Origin of the sequence: Frateuria sp. GZRe14 (assembly GCF_051900395.1) — a bacterium.
GTDB lineage: Bacteria > Pseudomonadota > Gammaproteobacteria > Xanthomonadales > Rhodanobacteraceae > Frateuria_A > Frateuria_A edaphi.
In genome coordinates this window covers 2,238,711-2,261,636 of sequence record NZ_JBHZGJ010000001.1, presented here as the reverse complement: position 1 = coordinate 2,261,636, position 22,926 = coordinate 2,238,711, and the positions used below count along the sequence as shown (strand labels likewise).

The following is a 22,926-nucleotide window of genomic DNA, read 5'->3' as shown; positions in this document are numbered from 1 at the left end:
CTGCGGGTCTTTCCCCGGCGGGGAAAAGTTCTGAAACCTTCTGAAAACCGCTTGCCGGTCGGCCGGTACTGCCTGAAGCTGGCGGCCGATCAGGGGCATCGGGGTGCGGGGATGGAAGAGGCGGCGGGTGCGCCGGACGGGCGAGTGCGGACCGGCACCTGGCGGTTCGGCCGGGTCGTGCTCGACGAGGCGACGGCGCAACTGCACGTCGCCGGCGATCCGGTCCAACTGGACCGCAGCAGCTATGACGTGCTGCTGGCCTTGCTGCGCCACGCCGGCGAAATCGTCACCAAGGACGAACTGCTGGACGCCGGCTGGCCCGGACGCGTGGTGTCGGAAAACTCGCTGGCCAAGGCGGTCAGCCGGCTGCGCCAGGCGCTGGCTGGCGATGGCGAGGCGATCCGCGTCGTCCACGGCTACGGTTACCGCCTGGCGGCAACGGTGCGATTGCAACCCTCGAGCGCGCCGCTCGTCGCGCCTCCCGACGAGGCGATGCGGCTGCGCGAGGGCGACCCGGTCCCGCACCGTTCCGGCTGGCGGATCGAGCGCCGACTGGGTATGGGCAGTTCGGGCGTGACGTTTCTTGCCCGCTCGCCGTCAGGCGACGCGCACGCTTTCAAGTTCGCCAAGGGCGAAGCCGGCGTGCACGGCATCAAGCGCGAGATCACGCTGACCCGCTACATCCGCGCGGTCAAGGCGGACCTGCCCGACGTCGCGCTGGTGGTGGACTGGAACCTCCGCCAGCCGCCGTTCTTCGTCGAGTTGCCGTACTTTCCCCACGGGAACCTGGCCGACTGGGCCGCCGCGCATGGCGGCCTGGCCCAGCTGGATATGGCGATGCGCCTGGAGCTGTGCGCCAGCCTCTGCGAAACGGTGGCCGGGCTGCACGAGATCGGCGTGATCCACAAGGACCTGAAGCCGGAGAACCTCTATCCGTGCCCCGACGCGGATGGCCGCCATCGCATGGTGTTGTCCGACCTTGGCGCGGGCGAGGCGGCACTGTCGCCGCGCCTGGCCGAGCTTGGACTGACCCTGACTCTCCTGGGCAGCGGCGAGGCGCGCGCGGGCAGCCTGATGTACCTCGCGCCCGAAGTCATCGCGGGAGAGGAACCCACGGTGCGCAGCGATGTGTTCGCGCTGGGCGTGCTGCTGTACCAGATGGTCGTGGGAAATCTGCGGCGGCCGCTGGCGCCCGGTTGGGAAAGCGACGTCGAGAATCCGCTGCTGCACGAAGACATCGCGTTGGCCGCCGCGTCGAATCCGGAGCGGCGGCAGCTCGATGCACGCGCGCTGGCTGAGCGCCTGCGCACGCTGGAATCGCGGTGCGAACAGCGGGAGCGCGAAGGCCATGCCCGTGTGATGGCGCAACGCCGCGAGCAGGCGCTGCAGCGCGAACGCAGCCGGCGGCGCCTCTGGCTGACCGCGGCGATCGCGTCCGGCATTGGCCTGGTGGGCGCGCTCGCGATGTACTTCCGGGCCGAAAACGCGCTGCGTGAAGCAGAGACCCAGGCTCGCCAGCACCAGGCGGTGCTCGCCTTCGTGAACCACGACATCCTTGGGCAGGGCGATGCCTATGGCGGCGAGGACGCCGCGCCCGACATCACGCTGCTGGCGGCCGTGCAGCGTGCGGCGAGCCATGTCGACCAGCGCCTGGGCGACGACCCGGCATCAGCCGCGGCGGTCCACGCGATGGTCGGGACGGTGCTGTTCGCGCGCGACCGGCATGCCGCAGCCATCGACGAACTGGAACGCGCGCGGGCGCTCTATCGCGGCGCCGGCAACGACGAGGAAGCACTGGTCCGCGTGGAGACGGCGCTGTGCGACGTCCACCGCATCGCCAGCGATTTCGCGCGTGCCGAAGAGGCGTGCATGGCGGCGTGGAACCGCGCCCGTCGGACCGGGTCGGACGTGGCGCTTGCGTCGCTCAAGCTGGGGCAGTTGCGCACCGAGCAGGGCCATTACGCTGATGCGCACGCGCTGCTGCAGCCCCTGCTGGCGCAATCGGCCTTCGCCGGCAACAGCAAGTACCTTGGCGAACTGCGCTGGGCGCTCGGGCTCGGCGCGCGCAACAGCGGGCGATTCGACGAGGCGCGCCAGCACTTCGAGGCGCTGCTGGCGCTGTACCGGAAGGCCGGGCCGCAAAGCACGTGGATGGGATGGGCCTACAACTCGCTCGGCAGCGTGATGGTGGAAACAGGTGACTACGCACGCGCGGAGACGACCCTGCTCGCCGCACGCGACGCCTTCGTCCATACCCAGGGCGAGGGCGGGGTGGAGGCACAGATGCCCAATATCTGGCGTGCCGAAATCCGCCTGCGCCAGGGCCATTGGCATGAGGCCAGGGCAATGCAGCAGGCGCTCCTCGACGCCTGGCGCGACACGCTCAGGCCCAATCATCCGCTACGCCTGCTGGCCGAGGCGAACCTGGCCTGGGCCGAGGCCGGGGACGGCATGCGCGAACAGGCGCACACCCGGCTGGACGCGGCGTTGCGCAACCGGGCAGTCGTGTTCGACCGCCCGGGCGACCGCATCGCCGAGCGCACTTTGCGCTGGATCCGCGTCGCGATCACCTTGGGCGACCGGGACGCCGCCAATGAATTGTTCGGCGTCCTCGACAAGGGACTGGCGCGCGAGGATCCCGGACCGATTCCGATGCGTGTGAAGGCCCGCTGCCTGCGCGCGCAATGGTCGCTGCTGCAAGGCGACCATAGCGCGCGGATTAACGAAGCTTGCGAAGCGGCAACAGCACCGGCGACGACGATGGATGCCACCGGGGGGTAGTAAGCCCGAAGCGCGACTCCGAGCCCATCTTCGGGGCGGTCGAGGGGATGGGTCCTGCGCGCTGCCCGTTCACGACGATCGACATGCTTCCGGGCGGGGCGCTCCGGACCGATGGATGAGCGAAGGGAATCGAGGGATCGTCGCTTGGCCCTGGCAAACCGAAAGCAGGGCAGGGCACTCTTGAACTCGGCTCTTACTCGTCTTTGCTACTTCAGCCGTGTATCCGTCGCCAGCCAGTTGAGCTCCCAGGTTTTGCCACCGTCGTCGGAGAACGACTGCTCGAAGCGGATCGTGTCCGCGTCGATCGGCGTGATCACGAAACGGACGAAGACAGCACGCCCGTCGAAGTCCTCCTGGTCATAGAACTCGCCACGGCCGTTGACGAATCCGCCGATCGTCGGCTGGCCCAGTGTTCCGCTGCGGCTGCTGGCGAAGTTGAGGCTCCACTGGCGCGACTGGGGATTGTAGAGGCGCAGGTTCAACCCCTCGAAGTGGCCGGCTGGACCATCGGCGGTCAGCTCGACCAGGTTCGCACGGCCGTTCCAGACCTTGCGCACGGTGGTCACGCCCTCGTATTCCACCCATTCGTGCGACCCCGACAAGGGATGCACCAGGCGTTTGAGGTGGGTTTTCCATGTGCCGATCTCGAAATCGAAATCGCGCTGGCCGTCGCGGGGTGTCTGCGCCCGCGTGCTGGTGGCTTGGGTCTCCGCTCGCGCGCACAGGGGCAGGGCCGGCAGGCAAAGCAGCCCGAAGGCGGCCAGCCACGGCAGGAAAGCACGGGAAAGGCTCGGCATGGCATGCTCCAACGCGGTCGGTGACTGAACGCTAGAGGCAGCCATGTACAGCGACAAGACGGCACCTCGAGGTGCGTATCTCCTGGCGAAACCACATCCGCTCGCCGATTGCCCGCTGCACGCCGCGTTCGTTGCGGTCGGCGGCAAATGGAAGCTGACGATCCTGTACTGGCTGGCGCGCGAACCGAACCACTTTTCCGGACTCCTGCGCCGCGTGGCTCCCATCTCGCACAAGGTATTGACCGAACAACTGCGCGAACTGGAAGCCGACGGCCTGATCGAGCGCCACGTGATCGGGCCGGTGCCAGCGCCGGTCCGGTACCGCCTGAGCAGTTACGGCGAGTCGGTGTTACCGCTGGTCGAGCAGGCAAGGGTATGGGGCCAGGTGCACCTAGAACGCGTGCGTGGTCCCCACGCGGGACACCCGACGGCGGGAGAGCCGTCCCTCGGTTGTGGGGAACAAGGGTGGAATAAAGGCGCGTGACTGGGCGGCGGCAGCTGGAGTGATCGCGGCGTCGGCGCTGCGGACGTCCACGCAGAAGCCCGCTCGCGAGACCGTGTCGTATCCCGATCTCGTGGCCAGTTTTCGCATTCGCGAAAGCCGATCAGGGAACGTGGTCAACCAGACCAGCCGGCTAGCTTGCCGGTTGGTTTTCGGTTCGGATTGGGGTGGTGTCGCGTGGACTGCGCGAATGCCCACTGCCACCGTTGCTCAACGACAGCCAACCACGGCCTGCGCAAGCTTCGCACCAGCGGCCAGGCCAAGCGCCAGCGCGGCGTAGGTCACCACCATCGAGCGCTTGCTGAGCACGAGTTCCCATCCGGGCGTGAACCTTTTCGGGGTGACGCCGTAGTCGATCGCTGCGGCGACCGCGGATGTCATGCAGGCGCCGCGCAAGAGCGTGCCCGCGGTCGAGGGCCGATGCCTGGCGCGCCAGAACTCGAAAGGCAGCGCCCAGAAGACGGCCGATGCGTAGTGGGTCGCGAAGCCGAGCAACGTGTGGCTGGCATCGAGCTCGTCACGCCCGGCCGCTTTCTCGCCATGCAGCCAGTGGCTCGTCGCATTGATGGGTTGCAAGGGGCCTTTGCCTTCGGCTTTGGCCAGCAGCGCCAGGGCGGCCACCGAAGCGAGGCTCGCTACGGCACCGGTGACCACGGCGCTGACGGGAAGTGCAGGGCGGTCTCTATTCCGGTTCGTTCGCATTTCCATCGGGCCCCGCCTCTCGCGCGTCGCGTGTGTGCCAAGACTGCGCAACCCACGGTTGGGATCGTGTGAGTCACGCGCTGCACTTCGATGAAGGCAGCCTCGGCCTTGCCGCGCGCGAACCAGTGGCTGGCGAAACAGGGCAGAGCGGCAAGCCCTTTTCGGGCGATCGCCCAGGCCGCAGCGGCCTTGACCTGAGCCGCGGCAGTTTCAGACACCAACGGCCGAAGCTGGCGAGCCCATGCCCGCCCGCTTCCGCCACTCGGCCTCGTCCACGCCCCTGATCAGCAGCCACAACGCCAGCGATAGCTCGGCGAGGAGGCACGGCACCATGATGGCGGGGAACAGACGCGCCTCCAGGTGGGGCGCGAGCAGCAGGGCAAAGCTGTTGATCAGGTAACAGGCGCCCGCGATCTGCATGAGTACGCCGATCAGCTTCGGCAGATAGCGCGAAGTGCGGATCAGGTAGCCCTCGAGCAGGCAAACACATCCAAAGAAGATGAGCCCGATACCGAAGCCGTAATCGTGCAGCTTGATCGCCAGGTACGACCAGGCCTGCAGCTGGGCCTGGTCGAAGGCCTTGGGGTAGGCCGCATCTCCCAGCAGGAACAGCGGCACCAGCAAGATGATCTTGTTGGCCACCAGCACGGCCGTCTGGATGAGATTGAGCAGCAAGTTCAGCAGGGCGAGGTTGCGGCTGACCGGCCGTAGCAGCAGGTAAAGCGCCCACATGACGAACACGTCACACACGTGCATGACCAGGTCGCCGGCGATGCCCAGGCGCCACAGCGATGGCGAGCCCAGGATGTTGCCGGCAGTGGCGGCTGCATCACCGGGTACCGCCAGCCTGCCCCGGATGAAGATCTCCCCGAGCGCGCCGGCGATGATGAGGACGATGTAAAGCAGGCCGGCGATCCGCGCATAGACCTGTGGCGATGTTCCATTCGCTGGAGTGGCCATCGTGAACTCCAAGGTTCGAGACTTGTATCCGTGCGCCGTCCCGGGCGCGAGGTCGCCGGCACGCCAACCCGCGGTCGGCGACGCAGGCTATCGATCGATGGGGCAGCCGGGCACGTGCCGAAGGACACCCCGAAAGCCCTGGGACGGAGAAGGGAAAACGGACGGACAGCGTGCGCGTTTCGGCGGCTCGATCCACTGCTTGCCGATTGGCGAAACCTGTCGTGGCGCTTGCAACCGTGGAAGGTTTCGCGCGGCGCTTTCTTTCCGTGGCCGTGTTCCCGGAACCCTCACTTTCCCGGGATATGATCGCGGAGCCCGCCGTAGCCTGGCGGACCGGGGCTTGCCGAGGGGAATTCGTGCCACCGAAATCGACCGACCGACGTCTCCTTGCGCCGCAAGTCGTCGAACAGGATGCCCTGCCACTGGCCAGCCGGGTGCCCGGCGTGCTCTGGGGACTGATCGCGGTCGGCTGCGGCCTTCTACTGACGTTGTGGCTGTACCGGATCCAGGCGCGGCAGTGGCAGGCGGCGCAGCGCGATGCCGTGGTGGCCGAAGCGGAAAAGGGCGTGGTCCAGCTGCGGGCGAAGCTACGCTCGGCCGAACTGCTGCTGCGATCCCTGCAGACGATGTTCCTGGTCTCGGGGAAGATGGATGCGGGTCAGTTCGCGCGCGTGTATGCCAACCTGGATCCGCGCCGGGACTTTCCGAGCCTTCTCGCCGTGGCGTACGTCGTCCGCGAACCGCGGTCCGACGGCGACCATTTCCCGACCACGCTGGTCGCGCCGCTGGACGGCAATCGCAATCTGCTGGGGCTGGACGTCGTCGACCAGCCGGCGAACCTGCAGGCCTTGCTCCAGTCGCGCGACACGGACCGGCTGGCCGTGTCGGAGCCCTTTCCGCTGGTACAGGACCTGGGCACCAGCGGGCGCAGGCAGGGCATCACGTTGCGGTTGCCCGACTTCGGACCCGGCGATTCGCTCGATTCGCCGGCGGTGCGCCGGCAACGGCTGCGCGGTTCCATCGCGATCTCCTTCCGGATCGCCGACCTGATCCGGACGGGCCTGCCGGCACCGCTGCTGAATGCGGCGCGCATCTCGGTGACGGACATCACCCGGCGGCCGCACGTCCCGCTTTTCGATTCCCATGGCGGCGCGCCAGGAGCGGCGCCCTCGATCGTCCATCGCTTGCCATTCGGGGGACGCATCTGGGAACTGGCGGTCTTTCCGACGGAGGCCGCCGGCAGTCCGCCCTGGCCGCAATCGGTGGCGCCCGCCGGGATACTTGCCAGCGTGTTGCTCGGCCTGCTGGTCTGGTCGCTGACCGACACGCGGCGTCGCGCCGTGGAACTGGGGCGGCGCCTGGGTGAGCGCTACCAGGAAAGCGAGGAGCGCTTTCGCACCCTCAACGAACTGCTTCCCGCGCTCGTGGTGCTTGCCGATGCCGCGGACGGGCGCATCGTCTACGCCAACCAGGCCGCGCGAGGGCGCCTTGGGGAGAGCCTCGCAGGGAGTCCGTTGGCCTCGGTGCTGGAGGTGGACGAGGTCGAGGTGGAACGGCGCCTGGCCAGTCCCGAGACCGGCGCGGTCGAGCTGGCCCTTCACGACGCATCCGGCGGACGCTTCTGGGCCAGCGTGTCGATGTCCTGGTTGATGCTCGATGGACGTCCGCAATGGGCGATGGTCGCCAGCGACGTGACCGAGCAGCGCGCGCTGACCGAACTGCTCGGTTACCAGGCGACCCACGACGAACTCACCGGACTGATCAACCGGCGCGAATTCGAACGTCGCCTGCAGCGGGTGACCCAGGACGTTCGCGAGTCACCACCGTATGCCGCGGTGCTGTTCATCGACCTGGACCAGTTCAAGCTGGTCAACGACACCTCCGGGCACGTGGCAGGTGACCAGCTTTTGCTGCAACTGGCGACGGTGATGCGCGCGCGACTGGGCGAAGAACACGTTCTCGCGCGGCTGGGAGGCGACGAATTCGGCGTGATCCTGGCGGGACTGGATACGCCCGCGCACGCCGCGGAGCTGGCCGAACACCTGCGCCGGGGCCTGGACGGCTTCGTCTTCGTCTGGGAGACCAAGAGCTACATGGCGAGCATCAGCGTGGGCGCCGTCATGATCGATCGTCCCGGCACGCCGTTGGCGGAGTTGCTCGCCGCCGCCGACACCGCCTGCTACATGGCCAAGGAGCAGGGGCGCAACCGCGTGCACTTCTACTCCGAACGGGACGAGCAGAGCGCGCTGCGGCGCGGCGAGATGGAGTGGGCCAATCGTCTGCGCTGGGCGGTGCAGGAGCAGCGTTTCGTGCTGACCTACCAGGAGGTTCGTGCGCTAGGCGCCGAACCGTCGGGGATCCACGTCGAGCTCCTGCTTCGCTTTCGCGACGAACACGGCGACTTGGTGTCCCCCGGGGCGTTCATTCCCGCGGCAGAGCGTTATGGCCTGATGCCGCTGATCGATCGCTGGGTGATCGAGACCGCGCTGGCGAACGTCAACCGGTTGCATCCGGCGGGGGCGGCGCTGCGCATGGTGGCGATCAACCTGTCCGGCGCCAGCATCGACGATGAAACGCTGGCCGAGCGGATCGTCGAGCTGCTGCGCTTGCATCACGTGGCACCCGAGCGCGTGTGTTTCGAGATCACCGAAACGGTGGCGGTACGCAAGTTGGCCGACGTCATCCGCTTCGTGACCCGGCTGCGCGATGCCGGTTGCCGCGTCGCCCTGGACGACTTCGGCGTGGGCATGTCTTCGTTCTCCTATCTCAAGCACCTGCCGGTGGACATCCTCAAGATCGATGGCAGCTTCATCCGCGACATGCTCAGTGATCCGATCAGCCATGCGATGGTGCGTGCGGTAAGCGACATCGCACACCGGTTGGGCCTGGTGGTGGTCGCCGAGTGGGTGACGGACGAGGCGGTCATGGCGTCGTTGCGCGATCTTGGCGTCGACATGGCGCAGGGCTTTTCGCTGCATCAGCCCGAGCGCGTCATGTTCCAGCGGGACTGACTGCCATTCGAGCGGACGAGGGGAGAAGGCCCGGGTAGCTTGGGCCCCTTTCGAAAGGTCGATGCAAAGTCGCAGCTTTCGTTCGAGCTCACGAGTCGCATGGCGGCGCCTACGCGCAAAAAAAAAGGAGGCGCACCTGCGCCTCCCACCAAAAATTTATATCAGCCAGCGGGGCTTGCGGCAAGGCTCGCCGCGTGACCTAGGATCGCCGCCCTGCCGATCGGGCAGGAAGCGTGGGTGCGCCGGACGATGCATGACGACGAGTGGTTTCCGGTTTCGCACGACAACTGCTGCCGGGTGGAAGGACCGTTCTATCACGGGACCCGGGCGGACCTTTCGGTCGGCGACCTGCTGACTGCCGGGTTCGTCTCCAATTACGACGAGCGGATCGTGATGAACCATGTGTACTTCACGGCCGTGCCGAAGGGCGCCGGTCTGGCCGCGGAGATGGCGCGGGGCGAAGGCAGGCCGCGGGTCTATGTCATCGTGCCGACCGGAACATTCGAAGACGACCCGAACATCACGGACAAGAAGTTCCGCGGCAACCGACACGGTCGTACCGGAGCGCGTCGCCGCTGAGGATCGTGGGCGAGCTTGAACGCTGGGAGCCATACGACGCGGAGTTCATCCGGGAACTGAGGCGTCGGGTCGAAGGCGGCATGGGAGAGATCATCAATTGAGCAGCCACGGGTCGGCGTCCCTGGTGTCGTCGGGAGTGAAGTGACGCGCGCTCCGGAGACTGGCGCCAGCGTCCGGGCGGCGTGACGCCAGAGCCGGCTTCGATCGCGCATCGTGCCGGTATCCGCTCGGGTCGAAACCTGTAGTCTTTCGCCCGAACGCAGGTCGGCGCGGCTACCGCGCCGCTTCGGACAGCCCGCTCCGCACGGGAGGACGCATGAACAAGCACGCGCGACAAGGCCTTCTGGCCGTCTGTTTCCTTCTCAGCCTGACCTGCATCGCCAGTCCGCAGACACAGCCGGCGCCCGCCGCCGGACACCGCCCATCGGCGGCTGAAAAACGCGCGTCGATGGAGACGATGGGCATCCCCAGCCACGGCCAACGGATGAATGCGCTGGTATACGTCGCCGCAGGTACCGGCCCACACCCGGCGGTGATCCTGCTCCACGGCTTCCCTGGCAACGAACGCAACCTGGACCTTGCGCAGGACATCCGTCGCGCCGGCTGGGACGTGCTCTATTTCAACTACCGCGGGTCATGGGGTACACCCGGCGATTTCTCCTTCAGCCACGGCATCGAGGATGTCGCATCGGCATTGGCTTACCTGCGGCAACCGGCCGTGGCGAGGAAGCTGCGGCTGGACCCCGCGCGCATCGTGCTGATCGGCCACAGCATGGGCGGCTTCATGGCGATCCAGGCAGCCGCGGCCGATCCCCGCGTCAGGGCCATCGGTGTGATTTCCGGCGGCGATCTCGGTGGGGAGTACCAGCATCTGCGCCGCGACAACGCCAGCGCGGACGCGACGAGAAAAATGGCCGCCGCCTTGGCCGACGAAGGCATGGCCCCGCTGCACGGCTGCACGCCCGATGGTCTCGCGCAGCAGGTGGCCGCACACGCCGCCGATTGGGTGTTCACCGCCAAGGCGCCCGCACTGAAGGACCGCAACGTGCTTGTAGTCACCTCCGACGACGGCCTGGCCAACTACAACGATGCTTTCGCCGACGCGCTGCGCAAGGCGGGCGACGGCCATGTAACCACCACGCACCTGGCCACCGATCACGCCTATTCGGACATGCGTACCGAACTGTCGAAGACGGTGCTTGCCTGGCTGGCCGGATTGGCGCCATAGGTCTCGCGAAGGAAAGCGAAGACAAAAAAAGGGGCAGCCAAAAGGCTGCCCCGTTGCGTTCCCGGCAGGTGCTGCTTAGCGGGTATAGGTGTTGTACTTGGCGTTGGAGAAGATGTTGTTCGACACCTTGATGTTGTACACGTTCGCGCCGAACTGGATGTCACGGCTCAGCGAGCCGCCGTCCTTGGTCGCGGACATGTAGCGGGTGCTGTTGTACTTGAGCGTGTTGCCGGTGATCGACCAGTCGTGCGACTTGCCGCTGGGGCGCACGCCCGCCAGGCCGTTCTCGGTCATGGTGTTGCCGGTGACGGTCACGCCCGGGGCGGACACGCCCAGCACGCCGAAGCCGCGGTTGCCCTTCATCGTGTTGCCGACGATCGCGATGTCGGAGATGTGGGCGTGCATTTCGATGCCGTTGCCATTGTTGCCGGCGAAGGTGTTGTTCTCCAGGCGGATGGTGTTGGTCTGGCCTTCGGTCATCGGCTCGATGTCGATGCCCGCCTCCGGCAGCGTGCCGTTGGTGTTCTGGAAGGTGCTGTTGACGATGTACACGTGCTGGGCCGGGCCGATCGACAGGCCCTGGCGGCGGTTGTTGCTGGACACGACGCCGTTGACGGTCACGTAGTCCGAGCGCACGTGCACGCGCTTGACGTCCTTGGCGCCGATCCAGATGCCGTCGCCCCAGAAGTTGGAGATCTTGATGTTCTTCAGCACGACGTTGGTCGACGCCGTGACGTTGACGCCGTAGCCCCACTCGCCCGAGGTGCCCTTGTGCTTGGTGCGGTCGCCGATCAGGTTGCCGCCGACCACGCGCACGTCGGTCGCGTTGTAGACCTGGATCACCATGTAGCGGCCGGCGCTGGTCGGGATCACTTCCAGGGTAGCGGCCGGATCCATCTTCAGGCGGGTGTGCGAGCGCAGCTTGATCGGCTTGGTGGCGTTGACCATGTAGTGGCCGGCCGGCACGAAGACGGTGCCGCCGCTGGTCGGCAGCGAGTCGACGGCGGCCTGGATGGCGGCAGTGTCGTCATGCACGCCGTTGCCCTGGGCACCGAACTTGTGCACATCCACATAGGCGCTGCCGATGACGGTATGCGGCTTGGGGTTCCACCAGTTGGCCGCAAACGAGGGCGCGGCGACGGCCGAAAGGGCCAGTGCGGTGAATGCGAGCATCAACGGCTTCTTCACAAAGCGCTTCGCGGTGACGGACGTACGAGAAACGGTCGCAAGCTTCTGGTTTTTAACGGAAACGTTCATTTTTAGGCAGGTCTCAGGTCTTTGTCGGGTCAAACTTCGTCACGCGAAGCTCACGACAAAAATGCACAGCCTTCACAAGCCTGAGCAAGCTCGACAGACCAACCTGAATGGCAGATTTATGACCACGTTGGCAAAAAGGGCCCGGGCGCCCCGAAAGTCCGCCGGGGCGGCTGAGAACCGCATCACACAAAGGCCGGAGAAACTTTTGGCGGGATGTGGCCACGCGTTGCGCGGACCGGCGACGCGGGACCCAGTTGAGGCAGCCCTCGACGGACACCTTGGAGGAGCCATCGACGGGACGTGTCAGAGGGTCAGCGGCAGCTCCCTGGGCGGTTGCAAGCGTGAAGCGACGCGTCTTCTCGACGAGGCAGGCTTGCGGCGTTGGCGCTGTCGATTGATGTCGGTATGTGTCGGAACCGGCCCTGCAAGTGGACGCCGGGCTGGAACGTTCCGGTCATTCCCGGGTTGCGGAGGTCGTACGTCCCAAGCGCGAGCTGGCTCGCATCTGGAAGAGAAGAGCGCAACAAAACCCGGGTCGGCTCCGAGCCGATCCTGGAATCAGCCTGACGGCTCTTCGTACAGGCCGAACTCGTTGCCGACCGGATCGGCGAACGCCGCAAAGGCGCCCATGCCAGCCCCGATCTCCGTGCGCGGCGTCAATACGCTGCCGCCCGCTGCTTCGATCTGCCGGAGCGCATGCACGATGTCGTCCACCATGATGTAGACGCGGGTCCGCTCGTCCGGCGTGCGGTCGGCTGCCTTGACCCACGTTCCGCTCACGCCGTCCGCGTCGTCGAAGGCCAGGTTGCCGTCGCCGCGCTGCCGTGTCTTCCAGCCGAAAATGCTGGCATAGAACGCGGCGGAGTCCTCCTCGCGGTTCGCGGGGATTTCGAGGTAGCAGATCTTTCCGTGGGGCATGGGATGACCTCCGGACTATGGCTGTCGTGGTGCGGAACGCAGCTTAATCCGTTGGGGGGGGGCCGGCTTCGCGGACATTCGATGGACACGTGCCGTTTCCGTGGCACCGAACCCCCGACAGGCAGCCCGTGCGAAAGGCGTCCGGGCACCGAAACGTCTTCAAGGGAAATCCCCATGGTCGTGCTGGAAACCGAACGGCTGCAGTTGCGGCGGTTCACGCTGAACGATGCCGCGTTCATCCTGCGGCTGCTCAACGATCCGGGCTTTGTCCGGTACATCGGCGACAAGGGTGTGCGCGATCTGGATGCCGCCCGCGGTTACCTGCAGGCCGGGCCGATGGCCAGCTACGAGCGCCACGGCTTTGGACTGTGGTGCGTCGGTCTGCGCGGCGAAGACACGGCCATCGGCATGGCGGGCCTGATCCGGCGCGACTACCTGGACGACATGGATATCGGCTATGCCTTCCTGCCCGAATACGCCGGGATGGGATACGCGCTGGAGGCGGCCTCCGCGGTGATGGCCCACGCGCGCGGCGTGCTCGATGCACCGCGCGTGCTGGCGATCGTGGACGAGGACAACGCCTCGTCCATCCGGTTGCTGCAAAAGCTCGGCTTCCAGGGCAATGGCGTGGTTCGCGCTCCCGGATCGGAGCACGACGTGCGGCTGTTTGTTGCCGATTCGGAATAACGGCCCACTGCCTGGTTTGCGGATGGCTCGCGAGAGGCCTTGAGCCTGGAGCCGGCAACAAAACTTAGGTATTGACCTAAGTAAGTTGAACTGCCAGACTGCCGCCGTCGGACTTCAGTCCATCCATCGGGAAACCGGCATCGAGATGAGCCCATCCGCCGTCGTCGACGAGGTCTTTTACGCCCTGTCCAACACGACCCGACGAAAAGTCCTGGAGCAGTTGTTCAGCGGGCCAGCCACCGTCAGCGAGCTGGCCGCGCCGTTCGACATGAAGCTCCCTTCGTTCGTGCAGCACCTGTCGGTGCTCGAACAAAGTCGTCTGGTGAAGTCCACGAAACAGGGAAGGGTGCGTACCTACGAGATCGCACCGGAAAGGTTCAAGGCGGCCGAAGACTGGCTCGCCGAGCGGCGCCAGCTGTGGGAAGCCCGGCTAGACCGGTTCGATGCATACGTCCAACGACTCAAGGAAAAGGAATCGCAGGCATGAGCAAGCAACCCACGTTCGATCCCAGGCTCGACATTGTTTTCGAACGGTTTGTGGACGCGCCACCGCAACTGGTGTGGGAAGCCTTGACGAAGCCGGAGCACATCAAGGAGTGGTACATGCCCAAGGCCTGGGGACGCGTGTCGCGCTGCGAGATGGACCCGCGTCCGGGCGGTGTCTTCGGTATCGACATCGTGGTGGGCGACGGCCAGGAGGTCCCCAACCTCGGCTGCATCCTCGAGGCCGTGCCGAGGGAGCGGCTGGTCTGGACGTCCATGTTGTTCCCCGGCTATCGCCCGGCCGTCTTCGACGATATCCCGATCACGGCCATCATGACGCTGGAGCCGGCGGGGACGGGCACGCGCTACGTTTTCACGGCGCTGCACCGGAACGAGGCTGACGTTGCGGCGAACCAGGAGTCCGGTTGGAAAGAGGGCACCGACATCGCGCTCGATCAACTGGTCGCGCATGTCGCGTCGATCAGATAGTCCAGACGCCAGAAAAGGGGAACGGAGGCACGAGCCTCCGTTCCCTCGATGCCACCCGGCAGCAACAGCTTCAGGGCACCAGCAGCCAGCTCACCTGATGCACGTTCGGCGGAGGCGGTAGCCACCAACCCGCGGCAGGGTGGCCGTACTCATAGGTGGCGTCGTCTCGCATGGCGAACGAGTGCATCGGGCCCGCCTGGCAGACCAGGTCCCTGGCGGGCATGACGCCGGAGTTCAGATAGCCGAACTCGGCATCGGTGGTGCAGGCGTTGTCGTCGAACATGGCGCCGTGCGTGGTGGCGTTGTTGACCAGCACCATCGGCGCGGCATGGCCGTTCTCGCGCCGGTCCTTGAGCGCCCCGGCGTAGGGCGTGGACGGATCGAACTCGTGCTGCACCATCAGGGCATGTACCCGGGTGTTCGACTCCAGCCTGCGATCGAGCGCCGGCCGCCACGGCCATTGCTGGCACTTGTCCACCAGCGTGGATGCGCCGACGGCCCAATCGGTGCGGACATCCCTGATCTTCTGCGCGATGCTGCGCGGATCGGTCGAGCCCGAATCGTTGCACTGAAGAGCATCGGCCATGGGGTTGAAGCTGGGCAGGTTGCGCAAATCGGCGAAAGTCATCGCCGCCATCTGTTCGGCGTAGGCGACGTGGGCCGGATCGCCATCCAGTGCCGTGGACATCGCGCTCAGCGATGGCGACACCAGCAGGTCCCAGAAAATCCACATGCCGGTGCCTTCCAGCGAACCCAGCGCCTGGTCCGGCGTCACGCTGCCCATGCGGTGTTCCGAGGCGGCCTGATAGATCCGCTGGAACGTCGTCATCACCTGGTGCGGCGTCGTGCCCATGTGGAACTGCTCGTCATGTCGGGCCATGAACGGGATGAACGCCTGCTGCAGGTTGAGCTGATCCATCGAGGCCCGATGCACTGCCTGCCGCTGCCAGTCCAGGTGCAACCAGTTCATGTTGCTGTCGAGCGCCACGCGCTCGAACCGGTCGGGAAACAGGCGGTCGGCATAGGCCATGAGGCTGGTGCCGCTCGATACGCCCAACAGGTCGGCGTGCTGGAACCCCAGCACGGCGCGCACCAGGTTCAGGTCACGCGCGTGGTTGGGCGTAGTGATGCCTTTGAGGAACGTGGCGTGCTGCTGCAGGCAGGCGCTGATCGACCGGTTCCACCAATCCTGCTGCGCCTGCACGCTACGGGGCGTCGGATTGCGGCTGTCACCGTCCATGAAATTCTCGGCACCGCTGCGCTGCGCATATTCGCAGCTCACCTGCGTGCCCAGGCCGTCGGTGATGCCGCGCAGGTCGACGCCCACCACCAGGTGATCGACCTGGACCTGCGGTTGCCACTGCTCGAGCATCTCGGCCATGGAAGCGCTCGAGTTGTCCGGGCCACCCGCGTTCACCAGCAGCAGGCGCGTGTAGGGCGGCGGATCGAGCGGCCGGGAAATGCCGATGGCGATGTCGCCCTGGCTCGGGTCGGCCCAGTCGACCGGCACCGTGACCAGCGCACACTGGATGGTGCTGCCATCGGTGAATAGCGATGGCGGGCAGGCGCCCCAGTTCACCGATTGCTGGTAATACCTGGCGTACGCCGGATCGCCGCTGTGATCGTCGACACCGTGGGCGCTGGCCAGCCCCGAGAACACCAGGCCGATCAACACGACGAGCTTGCGCGCGGACAGTGCAGGGAAATTCATCCTGATGCCTCCTTCTTCAGTAGTGACATGCCGGACGCATGGGATCGGCCGAGGCATCGGCCCCCAAGGCCGTGGACGGGGCGAAAGCGAGCGCACCGGGTCGCCGGGGACGTCGCCCCGGTGTCGTCTGGAATGATCAATCGCGGTTCTCCCTGTCTACCCGAATCGGGCGGTCACGGCGGCGGAGCGCACGCTCGGCGTCCAGCCAGCCGCGGCACGATGATTCGTCAGGGCGGCAGCATGGGTAAATATCCGGTCGCGGTGTTTTTTCTAGTAACCAGTTCGGCCCTGCGGGAGCGGTCCTGGCGCAGCCGACGGAGACGCAATCCCTTGCCGGCCGCTCCGCCGAGGGCTACCGGCTGTTGTCGACCTTGGCCGCACCGAGTGGCGGTTCGACCGCAATTTCCGGGGACGACATGAGGCGTTCTACTCGTTGCGGGCTCCGGCGAGCGCGACCCTTCCGGCCGTCCATGCGCTGGCATCGGCTCTCGACAAGAGCGACCATCCGGCCAATCGCGATCGCGTTATCCGGAACGCTCATGACCCTTCGTCCTGCATGGGCCTGCCTCGTGCTTGGCTTCCTGGCGGCGTGGCCGCTGGCGACCTGGGCACAGTCGCCGATCCGGATCGGCAACCTCGACAACCGGATCGCCGTGCAGGCCGGGGATTCGGCGCCGGAGCTGCTGCAACTGGCGCGCCCTGGTGGCGTCGCCTGGCAGGGCGCCGCGGCCGCGGCCCTGATCGGGCACGCCGATGTCGCGGGCAGGGAGGTGCCGCTGCACTGGCGCTTCGATCCCGACGCCAGCCGTCACGGGATGGACGCCGCAAGCCTGGTCTACGAAGATCGCGCCGTCGGACTGCGGTTGCGTTGGGAATGGCGCGCGCGGGCTTCGCACGGTCCGCTCGAACATGCGATCCGCATCGAGAACCGCAGCGGGCATCCTGTCTGGCTTCCACTGCAGCCCAGCCTGCAGGTCGCGTGGAAAATCGCGGCAGGCCAGCCGCTGCAGCAGGTGTGGATCGACAAGGGCGCCGGCGAGCCGCCGCCGGTGGGGACGCACCAGGTGCCGATCGCCGATGGCCGCGATTGGCGCGGCACCTCCAGCACGTTCGCGCACCCGCGCCCGGGCGAGACGCGCGAGATCATTCCCTGGTTCCTCGTCCGCAGCGAGGACGCAGGCGTCGGCGGCTGGTACGTCGGCGTGGAATTCAGTGGTCGTGTCGCAATGACCCTGAAGCGGAAGGGCGCGAGGCTGGAAAGCACGGTCGGGCTCGATCCCGAGCCCGGTCCATTCCGCACCCGCCTCGCACCGGGCGAAACCTTCACCACCCCGACGGTCTTCGTCGGCGCCAGCGACGGCGATATCGACGACACCGGCAACGCGCTGCGGCGCTGGGTGCGCGAGGTGCTGGGTGATCCGTCGACGCTGGCCGACGCGGCCTATCCGCTGGTGACGAACAACAGCTGGGGCAGTGCGATGGCAATCGACGAGGCGCAGGCGCGGCGCATGATCGATGATGCGAAGCGGCTGGGCTTCGAGATGTTCCACCTGGACGCAGGCTGGTTCCGCGCCGTCGGCGACTGGCACGCGGATCGGAAGAAGTTCCCCCGCGGCGTGGCGGCGTTGTCGGATTACGCGCACCGCCGTGGCCTGAAGTTCGGGCTCTGGGCGGACTGGGCCCAGGCGGGCACCAGCAAAGGAAAAGGTGCACTGGACGTTGCCGATCCGGAGGTGCGCGACTGGCTGACCACCGACCCGCCGCCCGGCTGGAAGCCCACCGAGTTCAAGGGCATGACGATCGACCTGGGCGTGCCGGCGGCGCAGGCCTGGGCGGCTGGCGAGACCGATCGCCTCGTGCGCGAGTACCACCTCGACATGCTCGAACACGATGGCTACGTCGTCGCACAGGGTTGCGACCGCGACGATCATCCCCACGCACCGGCCGACCCGGCCCGCATCCGGCGTTACCGCGACGACGACTTTCTGTGGGCCGACGGGAGCAATGCGACCGACGTCAGCCTGCACGCCACGCGCGCGTACTACGCCATCCAGCACGCGCTCAAACGCCAGCATCCCGGCCTGCTGCTCGAGATCTGCAACGACGGCGGGCGCATGGTCGATTTCGGCAGCGCCGCCCACGGCGACTACTTCTCCATCGTCGATTCCTACGACCCGCTGTCCAACCGGCAGGCGTTCTACGACGCCAGCCACGTGCTGCCGCCGGCCATGCTCGAGACCTACGTCAAGGCGTGGCCCACGCCCCGGATCGAGAATTTCCGCTACATGCTTCGCAGCGGCATGATGGGCTGGTTCACCGTCATGATCGACACGAACGGCTGGACGCCAGCGCAACACGCGGCCGCGGCCAGGGAAATCGCCTTCTACCAGTCGACGCTGCGACCGCTCATCCGGGCCGCCGATCTCTATCACGTGGGTCCGCGACCGGACGGCAAGGGCTGGGATGGCACCGAGTATTTCGATGGCGTACGCGACCAGGGCGTGGTTTTCGCGTTCCACGGCAGCGATCCGGCGCCCGGCGTGTTCCGCTTCAGGCTACGCGGATTGCGCGCCGGTCATCGGTACCGCGTGCACTTCCGCGACCACTCGGCGCCCGCTCGCGTGGTCGACGGGAGGGAACTGATGGATGTCGGCCTGGCGGTAAGGTTGCCGACGCCGCGATCTTCCGAACTGGTGGTGATCGAGGGCGTTCGTTGAGAGCGTCGACACCGCGGTTTTTTTCAGCCGGAGCAGCCGCCACAACATATGCTGGGCAACTGCACCACTTGCGCCGGCTCCACCGCCCAGCCGGTTCGCTGCAGGACGCCGATCAGGTCCTTCACGGGCACCCAGGACGATATCCGCATGACCAGCCCGCTCATGTCCAGATCGACCAGCGCGCTGGGGTCGATATCGAACATGGCGTCCTGGACCACCTCGAGGCGAGGGCTGGCATCGGTGATTGCGATATGGAATTCCATCGTGCGGCCTCGTTACGGGCATGTCGTTCTGCTGCATCGCATGCTTTCCGATCAAAGCGCTCCTCGTCTTGATCCCGGTCAGCCCGACGGGCGAAACACGCCGGCGGATCAGCTTGGACGGGCCGCCCGCCCCGGGCGGGTCCCCGACTCTCCCCGATCTGTCCCTTTCGCTCCGGTCGCCGCCTACACGCTGTGGTGGAACGCAGATCGACAGCTGCGTAGAGTGACATTGCGCTGCGGCGTCTTGTTTGCCGCTGCCAGGCTTGGTGGCCCTTCGCGCTTGCCCGGAGGAGGACCCGGGCGCGGCACGAGTTTCAGGGGTCGACTTCCGAAACTTTCTACTGGGCGGTCGTGGATGCATGGCCCGCGAGGAAGAAGCCGTACACACCGCAGACGGGAGGCGAAATGCATCTGCGTTATTGCTTGTTGGTCATAGCTGTTGGGCTGGCGCGTGCTGGTGCCGCCTTTGCCTTTACGTCTGATGGAATTGCCGCGCTGGCCAATTTCCAGGCGGTGTCCGGTGAGTTGAACGAAGTCCAGAGCAAAAAGTTCTTCGACACTTTGGCTGAGTCGCGCATGCTTCAAAGAAGCGAGCTAAGCCCGCGAACCATCGACGCCATCGGTGACGTCATTGCGCGTACGAATGGTGGCGACGAACGGAGGTCGGAGTATCTGGACGGGTTCTACGGGCTGTGGTCGCGCGTCGGCATCGACGTGGACCCGCTTGGCTTCGCCAACCTCGAAGACCGTATCGCCCGAAAGCAAGGCGAGCCGCAGCCGTTCGGTACGCTGGCGCGCGGTAAGGCCGACTATCCCGTCGCCGACGCTCAGCGCATCTATGCCGCCGCCCGCGACATGATCGGCCTGGACCCGCGCACGCCCGCGGCACCTATCCATGGCAAAGCCACGCTTGCCATGGCGAAACCTCTGCATCCGACACTTCCCGCATTGCGCGCGGAACTCATGCGCCTGGGAAGCCTGGACCAGGAGGCCCGACGCGAGCCGGCAGGCGGCTTCCAGGGCGGCGACGAAAAGGCGTTCATAAAGCGCATGTCCGATACCGACGCGTATACGTTGCCTAGAGTCAAGGCGATCTTCGACCGGTATGGAATTCCCTCGCCGATGCAGGTGGGCCGGTCAGGCACGCATGCGGCGTTTCTCCTCATACAGCATGCGGTCAACGAGCCGGGACTGATGCGTGGCGCAGTCGCTCAAGCCAAACAGCTAACGGACAGAGGCCAACTGCCAGGCATCGACTACGCATTGCTGTCCGATAGGGTCGACTGCGTCCTCGACCATCGTCCTCAGCAGTTCGGCACGCAAGGTAGCAGAGACCCCAAGAGTTATTGGTATTGCCCTATCGCGGATCCGGAACACGTGAACCAGCGGCGCGCGGCCCTGCATATGGCTCCCTTGGCAAAGGAGCGAATCTATGGAAAGGCCGATTGAGCGATGGAAAGTGGACCGGGAATGCCTTATCCCTGACCGAGCACGTCCTCGACCGTCACCTCCTTGCACGATGCGAAGGCGCCGGTGACGGTCACCGTCACCTGGTTGAGGTAGAACCCGCCGGCCGGCTTTATCCGGACTTCCAGCCCGTCCCTGGTGGCGTGTGCGGTAAAGCCACCGTTGCCCCGCAGGTTCTGGAAGCTTGCGCTCTTGATGAGCCAAGTGGCGTTCTTGAAGACGATGTCGCACGCCGACAGCGGCATCGCGTAGAACGCGTTGTCCGAGATCGACACCCTGTCGCACGCCGTCTTGCGTTCCGGCTCGAGTCCTCGCTGGGACGCTGCCGCAAGGAATGCGTCTCCACGGAACTGGACCTTGCATGTCCTTTCCGTTTTACCCGCCGGCGAGCCCGTGGCTGCGGCGGATAGGGCGTACGACAGGAGCACGGCAAGCGCGGGGAGCGGGTGCATGTCAGTTGGCCTTGATGGGCGCAACGTCGAGGTACTGCTGGTCGGGGACGACCAGTTGCAGGCGCTGGACGCCATTGATCAGGATGACCTGATTACCCGGCACGGCATTGAAGTAGTACATGCCGTCGGATCCGGTCACGTAGTCCATGCAGCCGCCACCGCTGTCACACAGGCGGACGTTCGCGCCGGCCATCGGCACGACCCCGTACTGGAGCGTGATGTCGACGCGACCGCGAACGACCGTGACCGCGGCTGCATCCGTGCAAACGAAGGCCAGCAACAACACAAGCCACTTTTTCATTGGGCGTTCCCCTGGGACACCGGCGAGGTCGTCGGGGATGGCGGACGCGCCTCATCCGCCGGATCCGGATAGGTCGCCAGCTGGCTCCCGTTGGTGGCGCCATAGGCGTTCCTCAACACGATCCATACCGGCTGGGTCCCGATGATCTGGCGCGACGGATAGTCGAAGCGGACCTTTTCCGAATCGTTGAGATCCAGCACGACCGGATCCAGCGCGGGGAGCTGGAAGCGCGCCGTGGGAAATTTGCCGTCCGAGAGGATGACGCGGAAGGTGACGTCGCTGGCGGACGCCTGGATCAGCGCGGGCTGGGTTTCGACGCGAACCTGGGGCAATGTCCCGCCATCGACGGGCAGTACGTTGCCGCTCGCGTCGCGAAGCCGGATGGGTACCCGTACCGTCCATGCCTGGTTGTCCTTCAGGGAATCGGCGATGCGCTGGGCGTCCTTGTCCGCTTCGTTCATCAGGAACAGATAGGTGAATATCGAGACCGCCAGCAGCACGACGTAAGTGGCGGTGGAACCGACGACCTTGAACGTGAGATTCGCCTTTCCGAACATGCGGCCGTCCGCGCTCCAACCCCCTTGGGCTTCACCTTCCTCGGGCGTGGCTTTGCCGGTCGCATCCGCCGGGCGCTTGGGGGTAAGGGCCTTGTAGAGCACCGCGGCCGGAACCAGGGGAATCAGCAGCAGCGCTGCGATGGCAAGCAGGGCGCCTATCGATGCCATCTCGAACTCCTTACCGGTATTTGCCGGACCGGTCGGTCGTCCATCTGCAAACAGGGCTGCCATGCCGGGCGGGGGTGCATCCACCAGGCAGCGCCGGGGGAAGCGCGATCGCTGCGGATCCGGGAACGGCTCGCGTTTTGGACGGGACAGAAGACATGGCTGTCTCCTTGGCTCGATTTCCGATGGATCGAGAAACGAACGCTATGGCCTCGAACACCCCTTACTCGCGGCGGAAGTTGCTCCACGGTATGTAGACGGATTGTGTGTTTCTGCGGCCGAGTTTGCTGACCTTGGCCAGCGCGGTTCCGGAAGACGCGTCTGCCCACGCTGGTTACGCATCGTCCCGTGCCATCCGGCCCGCTCGCGGCGTTCCGGCTCGGGCCGCGACCCGATTCCTGCAGCCACTTTTCCGAGGGTGCCAGCGGGTAGCGCGGGGCGTCTTCATTGCGCCGTTGACATCTACTAATCAAATAGTACTATCTGTTTAGTAAGGAGGATCGCATGACGAATGTACGCCCCACCGAAGGCGAGCTGGCCATCCTGCAGGTCCTGTGGGACCGCCGTGAGCCGTGCACCGTTCGAGAGGTCCACGAGGCACTCTCGCGCCACAAGGACACCGCCTATACGACGGTCCTGAAGATGATGACGATCATGGCCGAGAAGGGCCTGGTCCGCCGCGACGAATCCGAGCGTAGCCACCGCTACGTCGCTGCCCATCCGCAGGCCAATGTGCAGTCGGCGCTGGTGAAGGACCTGGTGCAGCGGGCGTTTTCAGGTTCGGCACTGCAACTCGTGCAGCGTGCGCTGGACGTGGAGGGCGCCAGCCGCGAGGAACTCGACGACATCGCGCAGTTGATCGCTCGCGCCCGCAAGCAACGCGACCGCTGACGCCGCCG

At 66.1% G+C, this 22,926-nt stretch carries 20 protein-coding genes and 1 pseudogene; 11 read left to right on the top strand and 10 right to left on the bottom strand.

Annotation, left to right across the window (positions count from 1 at the left end; all coding sequences use genetic code 11):
- The first annotated feature begins 144 nt into the window (after positions 1–144).
- Positions 145–2,781, top strand: a complete 2,637-nt coding sequence (locus ACFWZ1_RS10380) for a tetratricopeptide repeat protein (RefSeq protein WP_439666360.1) — start codon at positions 145–147, stop codon at positions 2,779–2,781.
- Between the two features lie 206 nt (positions 2,782–2,987).
- Here ACFWZ1_RS10380 and ACFWZ1_RS10375 read toward each other — a convergent pair whose 3' ends face one another.
- A complete protein-coding gene (locus ACFWZ1_RS10375; RefSeq protein WP_439666359.1) occupies positions 2,988–3,578 on the bottom strand; it encodes a hypothetical protein in 591 nt (196 codons plus the stop codon).
- A 43-nt stretch (positions 3,579–3,621) separates the two neighbouring features.
- Here ACFWZ1_RS10375 and ACFWZ1_RS10370 point away from each other — a divergent pair, with 43 nt between their 5' ends.
- Entirely contained in the window at positions 3,622–4,062 is a 441-nt protein-coding gene (locus tag ACFWZ1_RS10370; RefSeq protein WP_439666358.1) for a winged helix-turn-helix transcriptional regulator, read from the top strand.
- Between the two features lie 228 nt (positions 4,063–4,290).
- On the opposite strand, the gene ACFWZ1_RS10365 is transcribed toward ACFWZ1_RS10370, so the two are convergent.
- Together ACFWZ1_RS10365 and ACFWZ1_RS10360 are read right to left on the bottom strand one after the other, a co-directional pair.
- Complete coding sequence (locus tag ACFWZ1_RS10365; protein ID WP_439666357.1) at positions 4,291–4,788, bottom strand: hypothetical protein; 498 nt, start codon at positions 4,786–4,788, stop codon at positions 4,291–4,293.
- 204 nt (positions 4,789–4,992) lie between these two features.
- Entirely contained in the window at positions 4,993–5,742 is a 750-nt protein-coding gene (locus tag ACFWZ1_RS10360) for a DUF4386 domain-containing protein (protein WP_439666356.1), read from the bottom strand.
- 356 nt (positions 5,743–6,098) lie between these two features.
- On the opposite strand from ACFWZ1_RS10360, the gene ACFWZ1_RS10355 reads away from it, so the two are divergent.
- The 3 genes and pseudogenes from ACFWZ1_RS10355 (at position 6,099) to ACFWZ1_RS10345 (ending at position 10,560) form a co-directional block, all read left to right on the top strand.
- Complete coding sequence (locus ACFWZ1_RS10355; RefSeq protein ID WP_439666355.1) at positions 6,099–8,753, top strand: bifunctional diguanylate cyclase/phosphodiesterase; 2,655 nt, start codon at positions 6,099–6,101, stop codon at positions 8,751–8,753.
- A gap of 249 nt (positions 8,754–9,002) precedes the next feature.
- Positions 9,003–9,433: pseudogene (gene arr / locus ACFWZ1_RS10350) on the top strand (NAD(+)--rifampin ADP-ribosyltransferase).
- Between the two features lie 215 nt (positions 9,434–9,648).
- Positions 9,649–10,560 (top strand): alpha/beta hydrolase family protein, encoded by a 912-nt coding sequence (locus tag ACFWZ1_RS10345; protein WP_439666354.1) that lies wholly within the window; start codon positions 9,649–9,651, stop codon positions 10,558–10,560.
- Between the two features lie 75 nt (positions 10,561–10,635).
- On the opposite strand, the gene ACFWZ1_RS10340 is transcribed toward ACFWZ1_RS10345, so the two are convergent.
- The gene (locus ACFWZ1_RS10340; protein ID WP_439666353.1) at positions 10,636–11,733 is read right to left on the bottom strand and encodes a right-handed parallel beta-helix repeat-containing protein; all 1,098 of its coding nucleotides are present in this window, start codon (positions 11,731–11,733) and stop codon (positions 10,636–10,638) included.
- Between the two features lie 642 nt (positions 11,734–12,375).
- A complete protein-coding gene (locus ACFWZ1_RS10335; RefSeq protein ID WP_231320431.1) occupies positions 12,376–12,735 on the bottom strand; it encodes a VOC family protein in 360 nt (119 codons plus the stop codon).
- A gap of 174 nt (positions 12,736–12,909) precedes the next feature.
- Here ACFWZ1_RS10335 and ACFWZ1_RS10330 point away from each other — a divergent pair, with 174 nt between their 5' ends.
- The 3 genes from ACFWZ1_RS10330 to ACFWZ1_RS10320 all read left to right on the top strand — a co-directional run bounded on the left by ACFWZ1_RS10330 (position 12,910) and on the right by ACFWZ1_RS10320 (position 14,394).
- Positions 12,910–13,422 (top strand): GNAT family N-acetyltransferase, encoded by a 513-nt coding sequence (locus ACFWZ1_RS10330; protein ID WP_439666352.1) that lies wholly within the window; start codon positions 12,910–12,912, stop codon positions 13,420–13,422.
- 145 nt (positions 13,423–13,567) lie between these two features.
- Positions 13,568–13,909, top strand: a complete 342-nt coding sequence (locus ACFWZ1_RS10325; RefSeq protein ID WP_231320428.1) for an ArsR/SmtB family transcription factor — start codon at positions 13,568–13,570, stop codon at positions 13,907–13,909.
- Entirely contained in the window at positions 13,906–14,394 is a 489-nt protein-coding gene (locus tag ACFWZ1_RS10320; protein ID WP_439666351.1) for an SRPBCC family protein, read from the top strand. The genes ACFWZ1_RS10325 and ACFWZ1_RS10320 overlap by 4 nt, the downstream gene beginning before the upstream one ends.
- Positions 14,395–14,464: 70 nt before the next feature.
- Here ACFWZ1_RS10320 and ACFWZ1_RS10315 read toward each other — a convergent pair whose 3' ends face one another.
- Positions 14,465–16,105, bottom strand: a complete 1,641-nt coding sequence (locus ACFWZ1_RS10315) for an alpha/beta fold hydrolase (RefSeq protein WP_439666350.1) — start codon at positions 16,103–16,105, stop codon at positions 14,465–14,467.
- A 539-nt stretch (positions 16,106–16,644) separates the two neighbouring features.
- Here ACFWZ1_RS10315 and ACFWZ1_RS10310 point away from each other — a divergent pair.
- Entirely contained in the window at positions 16,645–18,822 is a 2,178-nt protein-coding gene (locus ACFWZ1_RS10310) for an alpha-galactosidase (RefSeq protein WP_439666349.1), read from the top strand.
- Positions 18,823–18,845: 23 nt separating this feature from the next.
- Here ACFWZ1_RS10310 and ACFWZ1_RS10305 read toward each other — a convergent pair whose 3' ends face one another.
- A complete protein-coding gene (locus ACFWZ1_RS10305) occupies positions 18,846–19,085 on the bottom strand; it encodes a hypothetical protein (RefSeq protein ID WP_439666348.1) in 240 nt (79 codons plus the stop codon).
- Positions 19,086–19,490: 405 nt separating this feature from the next.
- On the opposite strand from ACFWZ1_RS10305, the gene ACFWZ1_RS10300 reads away from it, so the two are divergent.
- On the top strand, positions 19,491–20,534 hold the full coding sequence (locus ACFWZ1_RS10300) for a DUF6624 domain-containing protein (protein ID WP_439666347.1): 1,044 nt from the start codon (positions 19,491–19,493) through the stop codon (positions 20,532–20,534).
- 26 nt (positions 20,535–20,560) lie between these two features.
- Here the strand turns inward: ACFWZ1_RS10300 and ACFWZ1_RS10295 are convergent, their stop codons facing one another.
- From ACFWZ1_RS10295 to ACFWZ1_RS10285, 3 genes are read right to left on the bottom strand one after another with little or no spacing between them, the layout of a single operon-like run.
- Positions 20,561–21,004 carry a hypothetical protein gene (locus tag ACFWZ1_RS10295; RefSeq protein WP_439666346.1) on the bottom strand — a complete coding sequence of 148 codons (444 nt, stop codon included), beginning with the start codon at positions 21,002–21,004 and terminating at the stop codon, positions 20,561–20,563.
- Position 21,005: 1 nt separating this feature from the next.
- Positions 21,006–21,305 (bottom strand): hypothetical protein, encoded by a 300-nt coding sequence (locus ACFWZ1_RS10290; protein WP_231320420.1) that lies wholly within the window; start codon positions 21,303–21,305, stop codon positions 21,006–21,008.
- Positions 21,302–22,093: a hypothetical protein gene (locus tag ACFWZ1_RS10285; RefSeq protein WP_439666345.1), complete on the bottom strand. Its 792-nt coding sequence runs from the start codon at positions 22,091–22,093 to the stop codon at positions 21,302–21,304. Before ACFWZ1_RS10285 ends, ACFWZ1_RS10290 begins: the two co-directional genes overlap by 4 nt.
- A gap of 438 nt (positions 22,094–22,531) precedes the next feature.
- Here ACFWZ1_RS10285 and ACFWZ1_RS10280 point away from each other — a divergent pair, with 438 nt between their 5' ends.
- Positions 22,532–22,918: a BlaI/MecI/CopY family transcriptional regulator gene (locus ACFWZ1_RS10280; RefSeq protein WP_231320418.1), complete on the top strand. Its 387-nt coding sequence runs from the start codon at positions 22,532–22,534 to the stop codon at positions 22,916–22,918.
- Positions 22,919–22,926: the final 8 nt, after the last annotated feature.

Excerpts from the sequence above, each read along its gene's own strand:
- ACFWZ1_RS10375 (WP_439666359.1), bottom strand. The coding sequence starts at position 3,578 with ATGCCGAGCCTTTCCCGTGCTTTCCTGCCGTGGCTGGCCGCCTTCGGG.
- ACFWZ1_RS10370 (WP_439666358.1), top strand. The coding sequence starts at position 3,622 with ATGTACAGCGACAAGACGGCACCTCGAGGTGCGTATCTCCTGGCGAAA.
- ACFWZ1_RS10365 (WP_439666357.1), bottom strand. The coding sequence starts at position 4,788 with ATGGAAATGCGAACGAACCGGAATAGAGACCGCCCTGCACTTCCCGTC.
- ACFWZ1_RS10360 (WP_439666356.1), bottom strand. The coding sequence starts at position 5,742 with ATGGCCACTCCAGCGAATGGAACATCGCCACAGGTCTATGCGCGGATC.
- ACFWZ1_RS10345 (WP_439666354.1), top strand. The coding sequence starts at position 9,649 with ATGAACAAGCACGCGCGACAAGGCCTTCTGGCCGTCTGTTTCCTTCTC.
- ACFWZ1_RS10340 (WP_439666353.1), bottom strand. The coding sequence starts at position 11,733 with ATGCTCGCATTCACCGCACTGGCCCTTTCGGCCGTCGCCGCGCCCTCG.
- ACFWZ1_RS10335 (WP_231320431.1), bottom strand. The coding sequence starts at position 12,735 with ATGCCCCACGGAAAGATCTGCTACCTCGAAATCCCCGCGAACCGCGAG.
- ACFWZ1_RS10330 (WP_439666352.1), top strand. The coding sequence starts at position 12,910 with ATGGTCGTGCTGGAAACCGAACGGCTGCAGTTGCGGCGGTTCACGCTG.
- ACFWZ1_RS10325 (WP_231320428.1), top strand. The coding sequence starts at position 13,568 with ATGAGCCCATCCGCCGTCGTCGACGAGGTCTTTTACGCCCTGTCCAAC.
- ACFWZ1_RS10320 (WP_439666351.1), top strand. The coding sequence starts at position 13,906 with ATGAGCAAGCAACCCACGTTCGATCCCAGGCTCGACATTGTTTTCGAA.
- ACFWZ1_RS10315 (WP_439666350.1), bottom strand. The coding sequence starts at position 16,105 with ATGAATTTCCCTGCACTGTCCGCGCGCAAGCTCGTCGTGTTGATCGGC.
- ACFWZ1_RS10310 (WP_439666349.1), top strand. The coding sequence starts at position 16,645 with ATGACCCTTCGTCCTGCATGGGCCTGCCTCGTGCTTGGCTTCCTGGCG.
- ACFWZ1_RS10305 (WP_439666348.1), bottom strand. The coding sequence starts at position 19,085 with ATGGAATTCCATATCGCAATCACCGATGCCAGCCCTCGCCTCGAGGTG.
- ACFWZ1_RS10300 (WP_439666347.1), top strand. The coding sequence starts at position 19,491 with ATGCATCTGCGTTATTGCTTGTTGGTCATAGCTGTTGGGCTGGCGCGT.
- ACFWZ1_RS10295 (WP_439666346.1), bottom strand. The coding sequence starts at position 21,004 with ATGCACCCGCTCCCCGCGCTTGCCGTGCTCCTGTCGTACGCCCTATCC.
- ACFWZ1_RS10290 (WP_231320420.1), bottom strand. The coding sequence starts at position 21,305 with ATGAAAAAGTGGCTTGTGTTGTTGCTGGCCTTCGTTTGCACGGATGCA.
- ACFWZ1_RS10285 (WP_439666345.1), bottom strand. The coding sequence starts at position 22,093 with ATGGCAGCCCTGTTTGCAGATGGACGACCGACCGGTCCGGCAAATACC.
- ACFWZ1_RS10280 (WP_231320418.1), top strand. The coding sequence starts at position 22,532 with ATGACGAATGTACGCCCCACCGAAGGCGAGCTGGCCATCCTGCAGGTC.